This is a genomic window from Buchnera aphidicola (Floraphis choui), assembly GCA_039830045.1.
Taxonomy (GTDB): domain Bacteria; phylum Pseudomonadota; class Gammaproteobacteria; order Enterobacterales; family Enterobacteriaceae; genus Buchnera_B; species Buchnera_B aphidicola_AX.
The window spans coordinates 334,298-350,563 of sequence record CP140044.1 but is presented as its reverse complement, the minus strand read 5'-3'; the positions used below and the strand labels follow the sequence as shown (position 1 = coordinate 350,563).

Sequence of the window (16,266 nt, the reverse complement as noted above, 5' to 3'; positions counted from 1 at the left end):
TAAAATATTAGTCTGTTAATCCAGAATATTAGTTCTGGATAAATTCATAATTATTAATTTTAAAATTAATAGCTTTAAAATATTATATTAATATACTTCTTTTTGAAAGTATATTGGAAATATTTTTTTAGAGAAATTACATCTTCGATAACACTTATGTGATAAATACAGAGAGATAATAAACTCTGATTGTGGAGTAGTAATATTGGTAAATATTAAATTTTTATAAATATTTTTTGAAAATAACTCTAAACAATTCCCGACTATTACCCACGGCGTTCTTAAAATATAAAGCTTGTTTATAACTTCTTTAAGAGTAAGTATTGTTTTTGATTTTTTTTTTGTCCAATATTGTTGTTGATTTTTAATGTATTGCATTAAATATATTCTGCTATCATCTATTTTAAAAATAACTAATATTTTTTTTTTATCGAATATTTTCCAAGCTTGTTCCGCCATGATTAATGCAGCAGGAAATGAAACAATTGGTATATTTAATCCTAGTGCTATACCTTGAGCTATTGCAATAGTTGTTCTTATTCCTATGAAATTTCCTGGACCTTTAGAAATAGTAATAATATCTATTTCATGTAATTTTATGGTGTTGACTTCTAATATTTTTTTTATCATAGGTAAGATATATTTAGTTTGGTTTTTACTGCATATTTTTTTTTTACTATAGACATTATTTTTATATAATAAAGAAACAGAACAATTAGAAAACGAAGAATCAAACGCTAAAATAGTTTTATTCATATTTATTTCATCTCTTTAAAGCACGTTAAAAATTATAAATTCATGAAACGTAAAAACAAACAACAAATTTTATGACATTATTTTTATTTTATAAATATTTTAATGATACACAGTTATGTATTATGACTTGAAGTGTTATCTTTGGTAATTCGAACTAAATTAATGCGATATTGCGTTGCTTCTACAATATAAAATTTTAAAGGGGGAATATAAATAATTTCTCCTGGAAGAGGTAGCTGTCCTTTTTGAGAAATTAATAATCCAGCTAATGAAGCATAGCTATCTTCTTCTTGAATTAAATTTGTTGTATTTAAACATTGCTGCAAAGAATGTAGGTCTGTGCCACCTTTTACCAACCAACTATCCTTTTCAATGATAATGTCAGGTGTTTCATCTGCATCTGGAAATTCACCAGCAATAGCTTCAAGTACATCTAATGGAGTAATTAAACCTTGTACTACTCCAAATTCATTAGTAACAATCACTAAACTTCCTTTAGAACACCTTAATATTCCTATTAAGTTTAATGGATCAATAGTATCTGGTATAATTATTGGAGGGGTAGTAGAAGAAAATTTTATTATATCTTTTTTATTTTCTATTTCTACTAATAATTCCTTAGCTCGTGCTACTCCTATTACTTCGTCTAATTTACCTTTACAAATAGGAAACAAACTATGAGGAGTGTCTAATAGTTGAGTACGAATTTTAGGAATTGGTTGTTCTACATTAACCCAAGAAATTTCACTTCTGGGTGTCATAATACTTCGAATAGATCGAGCAGCTAACGTTAACACACTATTAATCATATATTTTTCTTCTTCTTTAAATTCTTCGGAATTTGAAGAAGAAATACATAAGTTCTTTTTTTCTGTATTACTGGTTAAAGGTACTGTATCATTAGAATTTTTAAATTGATCTCTAATCATTAGTCTTAATATAGCTTCTGCAGCTCTTTGTCTCATAGGTCTACGAGATTGATGTCGAATAAAATTTCTACGCGCTATTTGATTAAATAACTCTATAATAATAGAAAAACTAATTGCTGCATATAAATATCCTTTTGGTATAACAAATCCTAATGCTTCTGATACTAAACTAAATCCAATCATTAATAGAAAACTTAAGCATAAAACAACTACTGTCTGATGTGAATTAATAAATCTTATTAATAATTTAGAAGCTAATAACATTAGAGCCATAGCAATAATTACTGCAGTCATCATAATCGGTAAATTGTTTACTATTCCTACTGCTGTGATAATAGAATCTAAAGAAAAAACAGCATCTAAAACAACAATTTGGATAACTACGGTCCAAAAACCGGCATAATTTTTATGGCTGTCATCTTGACGTATATTATTATCTAATCTTTCGTGTAATTCTATAGTTGCTTTAAATAATAAAAAAAATCCACCAACTAATAATATTAAATCACGTCCTGAACAAGAAAAATATTTATTACTAATTATCGTTGTTGTTAAGGTAACCATCCATGACATTAATGAAAGTAGGCTTAATCTCATTATGAGAGCTAAGCATAGTCCAATTAAACGAGCTTTATCTTGTTTACATGGTGGTAACTTCTCTGATAATATAGCTATAAATATTAAATTGTCGATACCTAATACTACTTCTAGTATAACAAGTGTTAATAGACCTGCCCAGATCGACGGATCTAAAAAAAGTTCCATTAGAAACTCCGTAAAATAATAGGACAGAATAAAATTTAATTTTAAGTTAAGACAATATTATTATTTAAATAATTTTTATAAGGATTAAAGACTTTATTATTTAAATTTGTATTAGTTATTCAAATAAAAATTTTGGAAAACAAAGGCCTTGTGCAATTTATACATAGGCCCTCATTAAAATTTAAAAATAATGTTATTTTTCCAATAAAATCTTGAGTTTCAAATTAAACATCTATTAATAAATAAATTTTATTAAAAATTAAAACTTTTAATTTTGTTTTTGTATCTTCTTTTATTGTAATAATATATATTACTTATTGTATATACTCCTGGTTATATAAAGCATTAATTCTTCTTTCTAACGATGGATGAGACATAAATAAATTTAAAAAGTTATTTGATCTTCCGTTAATACAAAATGCTATCATACTACTAGATTCTTGAGGTTCATAACTTAACTTTAGTTTTTCTAACGCTGCAATCATTTTATGTTTTCCGACTAGTTTTGCAGATCCAGCATCAGCATAAAATTCACGATTTCTAGAAAACCACATAGTTATTATACTAGCAAAAATTCCAAAAGTTAGCTCTAAAATAGTGGAAAGAATTATATATATCCATGGATTTCCATTGTAATGACTATCTTCAGTTTTTTCTCCTGATAATATACTCGATACTATTTTAGCAACGATTCTAGAAGCAAAAATCACAAAAGTGTTAATTATTCCTTGTAGTAAAGTCATCGTAATCATATCGCCATTAGCTATATGAGTAATTTCGTGAGCTAATACAGCTTCAGCTTCATCTTTGTTCATATTTTCTAATAAACCAGTAGAAACTGCAATTAGTGCAGAATTACGTCTTGCTCCTGTAGCAAACGCATTTATATCAGAAGCATGATATATTGCGACTTCTGGCATACAAATTCCGATTTTTTCAGATTGAAATCGAATAGTATTTATTAGCCAATTTTCAGTATCACTATTAGGTTGATGTATTACATATCCATTTATAGAACGTAACGCAATCCATTTTGACATTAATAATGATATTATAGAACCACTAAATCCAAACATTATAGACATAATCAGCAATCCATGCATACTTTCAGATTTAATTCCTGTAATACTTAAAATAAAACCGAAAACACACACAACAGCTAAATTAGTTATTAAAAAAAGAATTATACGCATCATGATGAATTTCCTAAATTTAGTTTAATTAAAACAAGCATTTTAGACAATAAATTATCTTTCTTATTTTTAGTGATTCGTTTTACATTAACTTATAATGGGTATTTATGCGTATTTTTCGAACTTCTCTTATTGATAGTTATTTTAAATGATAATAATATTAATATTATAATAGAAATTAAAAACATTTTATGATTTAATTATAGTTTGAAATTTTATAAAGTTTTAATGAAATACTATTTAAATGTATAAATGTTAATACTAATTACTTTATTAAAATAATATTTTAAAATAGAAAAATTGTGTATGTTTGTTATTAAAAATTTTTGAAATATTTTGTGATATTTAATAGATCTTATACAATAAGATATAAACTTATACTTAATTTTATTAATTATTTTAATGAAATTAGAAAAAATAGTTTTGTAATAAGTAAAAAACGAAACTTAATGTTAATTTTAAATTTAAAATTGTAATTAAACTATTCTAAGTTTTATAATTAGACATAAACTATTTTATATTATATTAGTAAACAATCATAATGAAATATTACATTTAAGGCATATTCCATTTATAACCATCTTTTTTTATCATAATGTGGGATTCATTAGGTCCCCATGTTCCAGAAGGATATAACACAGGCGATTTTTTTTGTATATTTAAAGAATCGAAAATAGAATCAATCCAATTCCAAGATAATTCTACTTCATCTCGTCTTACAAATAAAGATCGATTACCTCTAATACTTTCTAGTAATAATCGTTCATATGCATCAAATAACTTTAATGATTTAAAATCTTGAGAATAGTTAAAATTTAATTCAGTTATTCCTAATTTGTATTTAGATTCTAATCCTGGAATTTTGTTGAGAATTTGAATATTTATTCCTTCATTAGGTTGTAAAGATATGGTAATTTTATTTTTTGGTAAGTCACAATGATAATTATTAAAAATATTGGTTGGAATATTTTTAAAAAATATAACTATTTCTGAATATTTTTTTGGAAGTCTTTTACCTGTTCTTAAATAAAATGGAACTCCATGCCATTGTTCATTATCAATATTGACTTTCATCGATACAAATGTTTCAGTATCACTATACACATTTTCTCCAATATCATCTAAATACGACGAAATTTTTATTCCATTTATCGTACCTGAATCATATTGACCTAATATTACTTTTTCATGAATATTATTTGTATCAAATTTTCGTAATGCTTTTAGAATTTTTACTTTTTCATTTTGAATATTATTAGAGTATAAGTCGATAGGTTGAGACATTGTAATAATAGTTAATATTTGTAATAAATGATTTTGTACCATATCTCGGATTTGACCTGTATTATTAAAATATTCTTTTCTACCTTCTACACCTATTTCTTCAGAAATAGTTATTTGTATATGATCAATAAAATTTCTATTCCAATTATAATAAAAAAGAGAGTTAGAAAATCTAAAAGCTAATAAATTTAATATTGTCTCTTTTCCTAAATAATGATCAATTCGAAAAATTTGATTTTCTTTAAAATATTTACTAATATTATTATTTATTTTTTTAGAACTTTTTAAAGAAAATCCTAATGGTTTTTCTATAATAATTCGTGAAGGTTCAAGATTTAAACATGCTTCTCCTAAACCGCGACAAATTGCACTAAATATATTAGGTGGAACTGCAAAATAATTTATAATTAAGCTATTATGTATATCAAACATTTTTTTTAATTTAAAAAAATCACAAACGTTATTGACATCAAGATTACAAAACTCTAATCGAGAAGAAAATTTTTCCCATATGTTTTCGTTTATTTCTTCTTTCACAAATTTTTTTAATGAATTTCGAACCATAGTTGAATAAATGTTTTTATCCCAGTTAGCTCGGCCAACACCAATTATTTTCATATTTTCTGGAAGTTTATATATTTTATCTAATTGATACAAAGAAGGTAAAAGTTTTTTACAAGCAAGATCTCCTTTTGCACCAAAAATAACTAAATTACATACTTTGTTTATATTTCTCATAGTTATCTTCTTATTTTTTAAATAATACTAATTATCTTTATTGTATTATTTAATTTTTAATTATTATTACAATTATTTTTAATAAATTTTATAAAGTAATTTTTATATATGACTGTATTTTACATAAATTATTAATGTAATAGCAGAGATTTTTTATTTATTTAATTCTAGTTATAATATATATTAATGTTATATTAAATAAAATAAATTACTTAATTTTATTGATATAAATTAAAAACACTAGAATTATAACATGTTATGAAAAAAAGTTCTTTTTGAGACCAATTATTATTAGTAGTATTCGTATACTAACTTTTTAATAAAAATTTTTAAATATACTTTATATAAGTAATTTTATTAATACATTATTTAAGTTAAATAAGTAAATGAGAAAATGAGAAAAATATGGAAAATTATTTTAAACGAACAAAAATTGTTGCTACTTTAGGACCATCTACAGACAATAATATTATTCTTGAAGAAATGATTAAATCAGGAGTTAACGTAATACGATTAAATTTTTCTCATGGTACTAAAGAAGAACATGAGTATAGAGCTAAACATGCACAAAATATTATGAAAAAATTAGGTGTTTATGTTGCATTGTTAGGTGATTTACAAGGTCCAAAAATTCGAATTTCAAAATTTAAAAGTAAAAAGGTAATGTTAAGTTCAGGAAATTTATTTTCGTTAGATGCTGATTTAGAAGCAGATAAAGGAGATATAAATCAAGTTGGTATAGATTATAAAAAATTACCTAATGATGTTTCTCGAGGAGATATTTTATTATTAGATGATGGAAGAATACAACTAGAAGTAATAAGTATCGCAAAAAATAAAATACTAACTAAAATAATTGTAGGAGGTATATTATCTAATAATAAAGGAATTAATAAATTAGGAGGAGGATTATCTGCTGAAACATTAACTTATAAGGACAAACAAGATATTAAAATTGCATCTAATATTGGAGTAGATTATTTAGCTGTTTCTTTTCCTCGTTGTAGTAAAGATTTAAAAATTGCACGTCATTTGGCATTACAATCTGGTAGTTCAGCAAAAATAATAGCTAAAATAGAGCGTGCTGAAGCAGTAGCTAATCAAAATATTATCGATGAAATTATATTAGCATCAGACGCTATTATGGTAGCTAGAGGTGATTTAGGAGTAGAAATAGGTGATTCAGAATTAGTTGGAATTCAAAAGATTTTGATTAGACGTGCTAGACAATTAAATAAAGTAGTAATAACAGCAACGCAAATGATGGAATCAATGATTATTCATCCAATGCCTACTCGAGCAGAAGTTATGGATGTTGCTAATGCTGTATTAGATGGTAGCGATGCAGTGATGTTATCAGCAGAAACAGCTTCTGGAAAATATCCAATTGAAACGATAAAGATTATGTCTAAAATTTGTAAAGGAGCGGAAAAGGTACCAAGTATTAATGTATCTCGTCATAGAATACATGATAAATTTTACGATATTGAAGAAGCAATTGCTATGTCAGCTATGTATACGGCTAATCATTTAGATGGCATTACAGCAATTATTACTATGACAGAATCAGGAAAGACTGCTTTGATGACGTCAAGAATTACTTCTGGGCTTCCAATTTTTGCATTATCTTCTCGAATTGCAACTCTAAAACTGACTTCATTATATCGTGGAGTTACTCCTATATTCTTTAATAGTAAACACGTAGGTGTATTAGCAGCCAACGATGCAATCATATTATTGAAGACAAAAGGTTTTTTAAATGACGGTAATTTAGTTATTATTACACAAGGAGATGTTATGGGGGAAATTGGAACAACTAATACTAGTAGAATTTTAAAAGTATGACCATAAATCAATTGTGTTTAAAAAATAAATTCGTATTTATAATTAAATATTCTTTAGATAATACATTATACTTTTCCAATATTTTAAATAAACTTTTAAATTATTTCCTGATAATCTTTCTGAAATTATCAGTTTTTCTGGGTTAATAACTTTATTTTTCGACCATATTTCATAATGTAAATGTGGTCCCGTTGAATAACCTGTATTTCCAGATAAACCGATTTTATCTCCTCTTTTTACTTTATCGCCAACTTTAACTAATATTTTCTTTAAATGCATGTATCTAGTTACATATTGAACATTATGTTTAATAGTAATATATTTTCCTGCTCCTAAACTAGATTTAGTTTTTATAATTTCTCCATTTCCTATAGATAGGATAGGCGTTCCTATTGGCATAGCTAAATCTATACCTTGATGAGGAGAAATTTTTTTCGTTATTGGATTGAATCTGTGTGGATTAAAGTTAGAGGAAATACGATATTTTTTTAAAGCAGGAAATTTAAGAAATTTTTCTATTAGACTATATCCTTGATTATCATAAAATTTTCCATTATTTGCTAATACCCCATAATGATTTAAGTTATTATGATATATTTTTAAACCTATAATTTTATTTTTGTAAATTTTTTCTTTTAATATATTTTTTTTTATTAAAATACTAAACGGATTATTAATATTTAATTTATAAAAATTAATTTGATGTTTTACAATATTTATTATATTGGTAATTTCATAGCTATCTAATCCTAGATTTTTAATGGTATGTGAAAAATTATTATTTAATATTCCTTTAACGCTTAAATATTCACAATGCTTTTGTTTATGATTTAAAATATTTTTATTAAAATGCTCCTGAGTATTATATATCAAAGATCTTTTTAAAGATAAATTTTTATTTTTAATGTTATTTGATATATATGATGAATTTAATACTAAATTAGTTGCAAGATAGTCATTAAAGAATTTTAAATAAATGCAATTTTTTGAAGCATTTAAAGGATAATATTTTTCAGAATAGCAAGAAATTTTTGGAATAAAATTTAATTTTATTTTATTTAAAATTTTATTTTTTTTTAAAAAATTATTACTGTGTGACCCTTTTAATTCAAATTTGTTATTATTATTTATAGTATTACAATTAATAAATATGATGTCAGACATAATTATTACTAAAAATCCGACAAGATATAAAAAATTTTTTTTTGAAATAAATAAAAAGATATTTTTATTTATACATGACACTTTTATCTTCCTATATTTTCTTATAAATTATTATCTATAATATACTATAAAGATATTAGATATGTTTACTTTTATTTTAAAATAATTATTTTTTATAAAACATTTATAATAATTTTTAAAATTATAGTTATAAATTAGTAAGTTTAAGTTAATTTAATATCAATTTTACTATATTAGATCTAAATTTATTTAAAGTAATTTATATATTTTTAAAATTTACTGAGTATTTAAAAACGTGTATGTAATTACATATTTTGAGATTATTTAAATATATCTAGAATTATTAATTGTCTAGTTTTTATTTTTAACACATACTACTTTATGATAGCATATCATATTATTTATTTTGTATAATATCAATTAAATATGTCATTGTTTATTTCATTAAAAAATGTATCAGTGAATTTCAATAATACAGCAATTCTTTCTGATGTTTCATTAAATTTAATGTCTAATTGTATTTTAACATTAATAGGTCCTAATGGAGCAGGAAAATCTACTTTGGTAAAAGTAATATTAAAATTATTAAGACCTAATAAAGGAGAAGTAGTATATAATAAACATTTGCGTATTGGATATATACCACAGAAATTAAATTTTAATACAACTCTTCCCTTAACAGTTAATAGGTTTATGAGCCTTTCAAAAAGAAGAGAATCTATTTTAAATACATTAAAACGTGTAAATGCTCTTCATTTAAGATATATCCCATTAAAAAAATTATCTAATGGAGAAATGCAAAAAGTATTGTTAGCTCGTGCATTATTAAATAATCCTCAATTATTAGTTTTAGACGAACCCATACAAGGTATTGATTTTTTAGGTCAAACTATTTTTTATAAATTAATTAATCAAATAAAAAATGAGTTAAAATGTTCTATTTTAATGGTATCTCATGATTTAAGTGTAGTAATGTCTAACACAGATCAAGTTATTTGTCTAAACAAACATATATGTTGTTCAGGATTACCAGAAATAGTATCAAAACATTCAAAGTTTATTGCTATTTTCGGACACTTGAAAAAAAACAAATTAGCTTTATATCATCATAAGCACAATCATCATCATGATTTTTAAATATATTAAATTTAATATTAAGAGAATTATAATTAAATATGTGTAAATTAATTTTTTTTGGATGGCTAGCAGGAATGTTACTAACTTTAGTTGCTGGTCCTCTTGGTTCATTTATAATTTGGCGTCGTATGTCTTCATTTGGAGATACTTTATCGCATTCATCATTATTAGGAATTGCATGTGCTATATTGTTTAATATACATCCATTTTATATAGTTCTTTTTATAATTTTATGTTTTGGAATATTTATTAATTGGCTTGAAAACAATTCTTTGTTATCTTTAGATACTATTCTTGGAATTATAGGCTATAGTTCGTTATCACTAGGTATGATAATAATGAGTATAGTATCAAATGCGCAAAAGGAAAATTTTACTAACTATTTATTCGGAAATTTATTGGAAGTGACTTATTTTGATTTAACAATTATATTTTTAAGTTGTTTTATTATTATTTTAGTTCTATTAAAGTATTGGGATTTTATGTTATTAGTCACTATCAACTCAGATCTAGCTAAAGTAGATGGAATCAATGTTTATAAAATTAATTGCATTTTAATACTATTAATTGCATTAACTGTTAGTATTGCAATAAAATTTGTAGGATCTCTAATTATTATATCATTATTATTAATTCCTTCAGCTACTGCTCAATGTTTTTCTTCTTCTCCGGAAGAAATGGTTTTTTTTTCTATCTTAATAGGTATGGTTTCTTTAACAGGAGGGGTAATATTTTCGATGATATTTAGTGTTCCTATTAGTCCTTCTATTGTATTATTTTCAACTAGTATGTTTTTAATTAGCAATATTAAAAGAATCAATTAAAATTTTCATATGTTTTCTTTATTACGTGTTACGTAATTACAATATTACTTAAAATTATTTAATATTTTTGTGTCTATTTTATTAGGTGCTTCCGTTGTTAAACATGAAGCAGTAGTTGTTTTAGGAAAAGCAATTACATCTCTAATATTATTGTTATTTGTTAGTAACATGACAATTCTATCTAATCCTAGTGCAATCCCGGCATGTGGAGGAGTACCAAAACGTAACGCTTTCAAGAAAAATCCAAATTTTTCTTTTTGGTCTTTTTTATTAATTTTTAATATGTCAAAAATATTTTTTTGAATCGTTTCGTCATGGATTCTAACTGATCCACTTCCAATTTCATATCCATTAATTACTAAATCATATGAATTTGCAAGAATATTTTCTAAATTTTTTTTGATCATTAATTTATTTTTGTTTTTAGGAGCTGTAAATGGATGATGTGTAGAAACGTAATGATTTAATTCATTTTTTTTAAATAATGGAAAATCAATAATCCATGCAGGTTTCCAAGAATTGTTTTTAGAAATATTTAGTTCATTTCCAATTTTTATTCTTAATTTACTCATAGCATTATTTACTAAATGTCTCAAGTCTGAAAGAAATAATATGATATCGCCATCTTTTGCATGAGTCGTTTCAAGTAACTTTTTAAAAGTATATTTATCAAATAGAGATAAAACTATATTTTGTGAACATTGTTTGTGTGTTTCTTTATTAATTCTAATAAAAAATAAATTTTGATTAGTATATTTTTTTATAAATTTATTATATTTTTCTAATTGATTATTATTTAAATTAGACCCTTTAGGTATACATAATGCAATAGCTAAGTTATCTTTTTGTGATATAGATGTTAAAAAAATATCAGTTTTTATATTTTTTATTAAATTAGTAATATCTACAAATTGTATAGGATTTCTTAAATCTGGTTTATCAGTACCATATGTTTGAATAGTATGATTATAAGTTAGTACTGGAAATTTTTTAAAATTAATTTTTAAAATTTTTTTCCATAAATGTTTAATCATTCTTTCTATAATTTTACGTATAGTTCCTCCTGTTACAAATGAAGCTTCAACATCAATTTGCGTAAATTCTGGTTGTCTATCTGACCTTAAATCTTCGTCTCGAAAACATTTAGCAATTTGATAATATTTATCAACTCCAGAAATCATTAATAATTGTTTAAACAATTGAGGAGATTGAGGTAAAGCATAAAATTTATTTTTTTGAATACGACTTGGAACAATATAATCGCGTGCTCCTTCTGGTGTAGATCTAGTTAATAATGGTGTTTCGATATCTAAAAATTTGTTTTTATTCATGAATGATCGAATAATAGTAGTAATTTTGTTTCTAACTATTATATTATTAATCATATTTTGACGTCTAAGATCTAAATAACGAAATTTCAAACGTAGTTCATCTAAATTATTTTTATTAAAATCTAAAGGTAATGGTTGTGATTTATTAAGAAGTATTAACGTAAAAGCTAAAACTTCTATTTCTCCAGTAAACATTTTAAAATTTTTATCTTTTTTATCTCTTTCTTTAACTGTTCCTATTACTTGAATACAAAATTCATTTTTTAAATGAATAGCTTTTTGAAATAAAACTTTAGATGAATTATGAAACAATATTTGAACTATCCCTGTCCTATCTCGCATGTCTAAAAAAAATATTTTTCCTAAATTTCTATATTTATTTACCCATCCGCATAATATTACTTTTTTATTTATATGATTTATATTTAATTCTCCACAATACTTTGTGCGCATTTTATTAATCTCTAAGTTTATAAATATTTTAAATAAAGTTTCAAATTTCTAAGCTTTTTTTAACTCCTAAATATAATATTTATTAATTGAATTAAAGATTTTATCTTTTTTCATTTAATTATTAATAAAATTAAGGAAATATTACTTATAATAAAATAATATGCTTAAAATATATATTTATATATAAATACTATCTACTTCTGAATATAATTCTCCCCTTACTTAAATCATAAGGAGTTAGCTCTAATGTAACCTTATCTCCTGTAAGAATTCGGATATAATTTTTTCGCATTTTTCCTGAAATGTGAGCAGTTACAATATGTTTGTTTTCTAATTCAACGCGAAACGTAGTATTGGGTAAAGTATCAATAACTATGCCTTGCATTTCAATGTTATCTTCTTTAGTCATTTATTCATCCAACAAATATAATATATTGTTATAAAATTAAATTTACTATTCTAAAACTTTAATATTATTAAAAAATTAAGTAAAACTTTTTAATGTATCAAGATATTTTTCTGCATCTAGAGCAGCCATGCAACCACTAGACGAAGCAGTAATTGCTTGCTTATAAATATGATCTATTACATCTCCTGCTGCAAAAATTCCTGGTATGTTAGTCTGGGTATAATTACCATGTACTCCTGATTTTACAATGATGTAATTATTTTTCATAGAAATTTGATTTAAAAAAATTTTTGTATTTGGATTATATCCGATTGCTATAAATACTCCAGATACATCTATTAAATAATTTTTTTTCTGTATATCTTTTTTAACAATAACATTTATTCCAGTTACTCCTTGTTCATTACCTATAATATCATGTACTACACTATTTTTATGTAATATAATATTTTTATATTTTTCTTTTTTTATTAATCGTGATACTAATATTTTCTCAGCACTAAAATAATGTCTTCGATGAATTAAGTGTACTACTTTTGCTATATTAGATAAATATAATGCTTCTTCTATTGCAGAATTTCCTCCTCCAATTACAGCAACAACTTTATCTTTATAAAAATACCCATCGCAAACAGCACATGTTGATACACCCCTTCCTTTAAACTTTTCTTCTGAAGATAAGTTTAGAGATTTTGCTGAAGCCCCTGTAGCAATAATTACTGCATCAGAAGTATACTTTTTATTAGATTCACTTATTAGCAAAAATGGACTTTTATCAAATTGTACTTGAGTAATTTCTTCGTAAATAATAGTAGTATTAAATAATTTTGCATGATCATGCATTTTATTCATTAACTCTATTCCTGTTATAATTTGAGGGTTTCCAGGCCAATTTTCAATAGAATTTGTATTAATTAATTGCCCACCTGGATAAGCTCCAGTAAATAACGTGGGGTAAAGATTTGCTCTAGACGCATAAATAGCTGCAGTATACCCAGCTGGCCCAGACCCAATAATAATTAGTTTTTGATGTTGAATAGTATCTTTATTTATTGGCATTTTATTAACAATTTTATATTTAAAATAAATTTTATTAGGTATTTTAACATATAAAATAATTAATAAAATTAATAAGAGTAAACTTTAGTATAATTTTATAGATTATAAAACATTAAATTTCGTTATTAATATATAATGATATATTAAAATTTTTTAATGTAAAGATTTTGATAAACGTACATTTATAAGTAATCTATTTTATACTATATGTTAGTAGTATAACAAATTATTAGGATTAAATGATGTATAGAATAATAAGTAAAATTTGTAAATTTTTTCTTTTACTGCTTTTAAATTATATACAAATAAGCTATGTATTAGCAAAAAATATAACATTTGAAAATAGAATTTCTAAATTATATAATTTTTCTTCATTTCTTAAACAAAAAACTATTGATGAAACAGGTATAGTTATTCAATCTGGTAAAGGAGAAGTTCAAATGAAGAAACTTAGATGGTTTAATTGGCATTTAATTAACCCTGATCAAGTTAAAATTATTTCTAATTTAAAAACAATATGGTTTTATGATTCACTAATACATCAAGTAAGTATTTTTTTTGCTAAGGACATATTTAAAGATGCTCCTTTTATGCTATTTACTAATACAAATAAATATTTTTTAAAAATTACAATATTTTAAAAAAAAGATTGTTTTCAACTATTTTTAAAATTTAATATAGATATGACTAAATATTACAAAATTTGTATTAGTAATAATGGCATTATTAGAAAAATTGAATTTATTGAAAGAACCGGAATTAAAAATGTTATTATTTCTTATAATCAGAACTTTAGAAGATTTAAAAATGATCAATTTGTTTTTAAATCTATTCTAGTTTAACTGTAAACAACCAAAGGTGATATGAATATATAATATTTAATATTAATTAAAGTATAAGTTTTTAATACTTTAAATATTTTTATTGTTAATTTATTATCAAAATTTAACGTAATTTCTTGATATAATATAAAATTAATTCAAATATGTTAAACATTAAACTACTGCGTAGTGATATTAATACTATTTCACAAAAATTAGAGAGAAAAGGATTTACATTAGATGTAAAAAAATTTTTTTCTTTAGAGAAAAAGAGAAAGTTGTTACAAACACAAAGTGAAAACCTTCAATCACAACATAATATTATTTCTAATATTATAAGAGACAAAAATAAAACTCATCAAAATTGTATAAATTCTAAAATTAAAGCGCATAAGATTATTACAGAATTATTACATGTTAAAAAAGAATTGAAATCATTATTAGAAGAAATTAATGTATTTCTAGCCAATATTCCTAACATTCCTGACGATTCTATTCCAAATGGATTTAATAATGAAAATAATAAAGAAATAAATCGTTATGGAACAACAAATAATTTTTCTTTTAAAGTTAAAGATCATGTGGAATTAGGCAATCAACTAGACGGTTTTGATTGGATATCATCAGCTAAAATATCTGGATCTCGTTTTGTTGTTATGAAAGGGCGTGTTGCTTTATTACATCGTTCGTTAGGACAATTTATGTTAGATATACATACTAAAATACATAAATATCTAGAAACTTATGTTCCTTATTTAGTATCTAAAAACAGTTTATATGGAACAGGACAATTACCAAAATTTAGTATGGATTTATTTTATACTCAATCGCTTCCTAATCAAAAAAAAAATAGTAATTATGTATTAATACCAACCGCAGAAGTTCCATTAACTAATTTATTTAAAAATTGTATATTAGAAGAAAAAAAATTGCCAATAATGTTAGTAGCTAATACACCTTGTTTTCGTTCAGAATCTTCTTCATATGGACGTGATACAAGAGGGTTAATTAGATTACATCAATTTGATAAAGTCGAAATTGTTCAAATTACTCATCCTAGTAACTCTATGGAAAAATTAGAAGAATTAACTTCTCATGCAGAAAAAATTTTAGATTTATTAGAATTACCATATCGTAAAGTATTATTATGTGCGGGGGACACAAGTTTTTCATCAACAAAAACTTATGATTTAGAAGTATGGCTTCCATCACAAAATTCCTATCGAGAAGTGTCTTCCTGTTCTAATATGTTAGATTTTCAAGCACGTCGTATTTATGCAAAATTTCGATCTAAAACTAATAATAAAAGTTATTTTGTGCATACTATAAATGGATCAGGACTGGCTATTGGTAGAACACTAGCTGCAATTTTAGAAAATTATCAACAATCTGATGGCCGAATTAAGGTACCTAAAGTATTACAAACCAATTATATGAAAGGATTAAAATTCTTGTAGAAAAGTTGTTTATAATAATAAATTGAATTATTTTAATTAATTTCAGAAATATTTAATCATAATTAAACAATTAAGATCTA

General features: G+C 23.8%; 14 protein-coding genes. 6 read left to right on the top strand and 8 right to left on the bottom strand.

Going from position 1 to position 16,266, the window contains the following annotated elements; all coding sequences use genetic code 11:
- Window positions 1-87: 87 nt before the first annotated feature.
- The 4 genes from tsaB to zwf form a co-directional block, all read right to left on the bottom strand.
- Window positions 88-756, bottom strand: coding sequence for a tRNA (adenosine(37)-N6)-threonylcarbamoyltransferase complex dimerization subunit type 1 TsaB (tsaB, locus tag UAT33_01540; protein XBC43632.1), 669 nt, complete (start codon window positions 754-756; stop codon window positions 88-90).
- A 113-nt stretch (window positions 757-869) separates the two neighbouring features.
- Entirely contained in the window at window positions 870-2,450 is a 1,581-nt protein-coding gene (locus UAT33_01535) for a TerC family protein (GenBank protein ID XBC43631.1), read from the bottom strand.
- 314 nt (window positions 2,451-2,764) lie between these two features.
- Window positions 2,765-3,646, bottom strand: coding sequence for a protease HtpX (gene htpX, locus UAT33_01530; GenBank protein XBC43630.1), 882 nt, complete (start codon window positions 3,644-3,646; stop codon window positions 2,765-2,767).
- Between the two features lie 552 nt (window positions 3,647-4,198).
- Window positions 4,199-5,665 carry a glucose-6-phosphate dehydrogenase gene (gene zwf, locus UAT33_01525; GenBank protein XBC43629.1) on the bottom strand — a complete coding sequence of 489 codons (1,467 nt, stop codon included), beginning with the start codon at window positions 5,663-5,665 and terminating at the stop codon, window positions 4,199-4,201.
- Window positions 5,666-6,070: 405 nt separating this feature from the next.
- Between zwf and pyk the strand changes: the two genes are divergently transcribed.
- On the top strand, window positions 6,071-7,510 hold the full coding sequence (gene pyk, locus UAT33_01520) for a pyruvate kinase (GenBank protein XBC43628.1): 1,440 nt from the start codon (window positions 6,071-6,073) through the stop codon (window positions 7,508-7,510).
- Between the two features lie 42 nt (window positions 7,511-7,552).
- Here the strand turns inward: pyk and UAT33_01515 are convergent, their stop codons facing one another.
- Window positions 7,553-8,755, bottom strand: a complete 1,203-nt coding sequence (locus UAT33_01515; GenBank protein ID XBC43627.1) for a peptidoglycan DD-metalloendopeptidase family protein — start codon at window positions 8,753-8,755, stop codon at window positions 7,553-7,555.
- Between the two features lie 366 nt (window positions 8,756-9,121).
- On the opposite strand from UAT33_01515, the gene znuC reads away from it, so the two are divergent.
- Window positions 9,122-9,832: a zinc ABC transporter ATP-binding protein ZnuC gene (gene znuC, locus UAT33_01510; GenBank protein ID XBC43626.1), complete on the top strand. Its 711-nt coding sequence runs from the start codon at window positions 9,122-9,124 to the stop codon at window positions 9,830-9,832.
- A 38-nt stretch (window positions 9,833-9,870) separates the two neighbouring features.
- The gene (locus tag UAT33_01505) at window positions 9,871-10,656 is read left to right on the top strand and encodes an iron chelate uptake ABC transporter family permease subunit (GenBank protein ID XBC43625.1); all 786 of its coding nucleotides are present in this window, start codon (window positions 9,871-9,873) and stop codon (window positions 10,654-10,656) included.
- 44 nt (window positions 10,657-10,700) lie between these two features.
- Here the strand turns inward: UAT33_01505 and aspS are convergent, their stop codons facing one another.
- From aspS to trxB, 3 genes are all read right to left on the bottom strand, one after another.
- Window positions 10,701-12,440, bottom strand: coding sequence for an aspartate--tRNA ligase (gene aspS / locus UAT33_01500; protein ID XBC43624.1), 1,740 nt, complete (start codon window positions 12,438-12,440; stop codon window positions 10,701-10,703).
- Window positions 12,441-12,630: 190 nt separating this feature from the next.
- Window positions 12,631-12,849, bottom strand: coding sequence for a translation initiation factor IF-1 (gene infA / locus UAT33_01495; GenBank protein ID XBC43623.1), 219 nt, complete (start codon window positions 12,847-12,849; stop codon window positions 12,631-12,633).
- 75 nt (window positions 12,850-12,924) lie between these two features.
- Window positions 12,925-13,908 (bottom strand): thioredoxin-disulfide reductase, encoded by a 984-nt coding sequence (gene trxB, locus UAT33_01490; protein XBC43622.1) that lies wholly within the window; start codon window positions 13,906-13,908, stop codon window positions 12,925-12,927.
- Window positions 13,909-14,150: 242 nt separating this feature from the next.
- On the opposite strand from trxB, the gene lolA reads away from it, so the two are divergent.
- The 3 genes from lolA to serS all read left to right on the top strand — a co-directional run bounded on the left by lolA (window position 14,151) and on the right by serS (window position 16,186).
- Window positions 14,151-14,549 (top strand): outer membrane lipoprotein chaperone LolA, encoded by a 399-nt coding sequence (lolA, locus tag UAT33_01485; protein ID XBC43621.1) that lies wholly within the window; start codon window positions 14,151-14,153, stop codon window positions 14,547-14,549.
- A gap of 42 nt (window positions 14,550-14,591) precedes the next feature.
- Window positions 14,592-14,750: a hypothetical protein gene (locus tag UAT33_01480; protein XBC43620.1), complete on the top strand. Its 159-nt coding sequence runs from the start codon at window positions 14,592-14,594 to the stop codon at window positions 14,748-14,750.
- A 143-nt stretch (window positions 14,751-14,893) separates the two neighbouring features.
- Window positions 14,894-16,186 (top strand): serine--tRNA ligase, encoded by a 1,293-nt coding sequence (serS, locus tag UAT33_01475; protein XBC43619.1) that lies wholly within the window; start codon window positions 14,894-14,896, stop codon window positions 16,184-16,186.
- Window positions 16,187-16,266 lie beyond the last annotated feature (80 nt).

Bases quoted from the DNA above. Each gene is read 5' to 3' on its own strand.
- htpX (XBC43630.1), bottom strand. From the start codon at position 3,646: ATGATGCGTATAATTCTTTTTTTAATAACTAATTTAGCTGTTGTGTGT.
- serS (XBC43619.1), top strand. From the start codon at position 14,894: ATGTTAAACATTAAACTACTGCGTAGTGATATTAATACTATTTCACAA.
- UAT33_01535 (XBC43631.1), bottom strand. From the start codon at position 2,450: ATGGAACTTTTTTTAGATCCGTCGATCTGGGCAGGTCTATTAACACTT.
- UAT33_01480 (XBC43620.1), top strand. From the start codon at position 14,592: ATGACTAAATATTACAAAATTTGTATTAGTAATAATGGCATTATTAGA.
- infA (XBC43623.1), bottom strand. From the start codon at position 12,849: ATGACTAAAGAAGATAACATTGAAATGCAAGGCATAGTTATTGATACT.
- pyk (XBC43628.1), top strand. From the start codon at position 6,071: ATGGAAAATTATTTTAAACGAACAAAAATTGTTGCTACTTTAGGACCA.
- UAT33_01505 (XBC43625.1), top strand. From the start codon at position 9,871: ATGTGTAAATTAATTTTTTTTGGATGGCTAGCAGGAATGTTACTAACT.
- tsaB (XBC43632.1), bottom strand. From the start codon at position 756: ATGAATAAAACTATTTTAGCGTTTGATTCTTCGTTTTCTAATTGTTCT.
- zwf (XBC43629.1), bottom strand. From the start codon at position 5,665: ATGAGAAATATAAACAAAGTATGTAATTTAGTTATTTTTGGTGCAAAA.
- znuC (XBC43626.1), top strand. From the start codon at position 9,122: ATGTCATTGTTTATTTCATTAAAAAATGTATCAGTGAATTTCAATAAT.
- trxB (XBC43622.1), bottom strand. From the start codon at position 13,908: ATGCCAATAAATAAAGATACTATTCAACATCAAAAACTAATTATTATT.
- aspS (XBC43624.1), bottom strand. From the start codon at position 12,440: ATGCGCACAAAGTATTGTGGAGAATTAAATATAAATCATATAAATAAA.
- lolA (XBC43621.1), top strand. From the start codon at position 14,151: ATGTATAGAATAATAAGTAAAATTTGTAAATTTTTTCTTTTACTGCTT.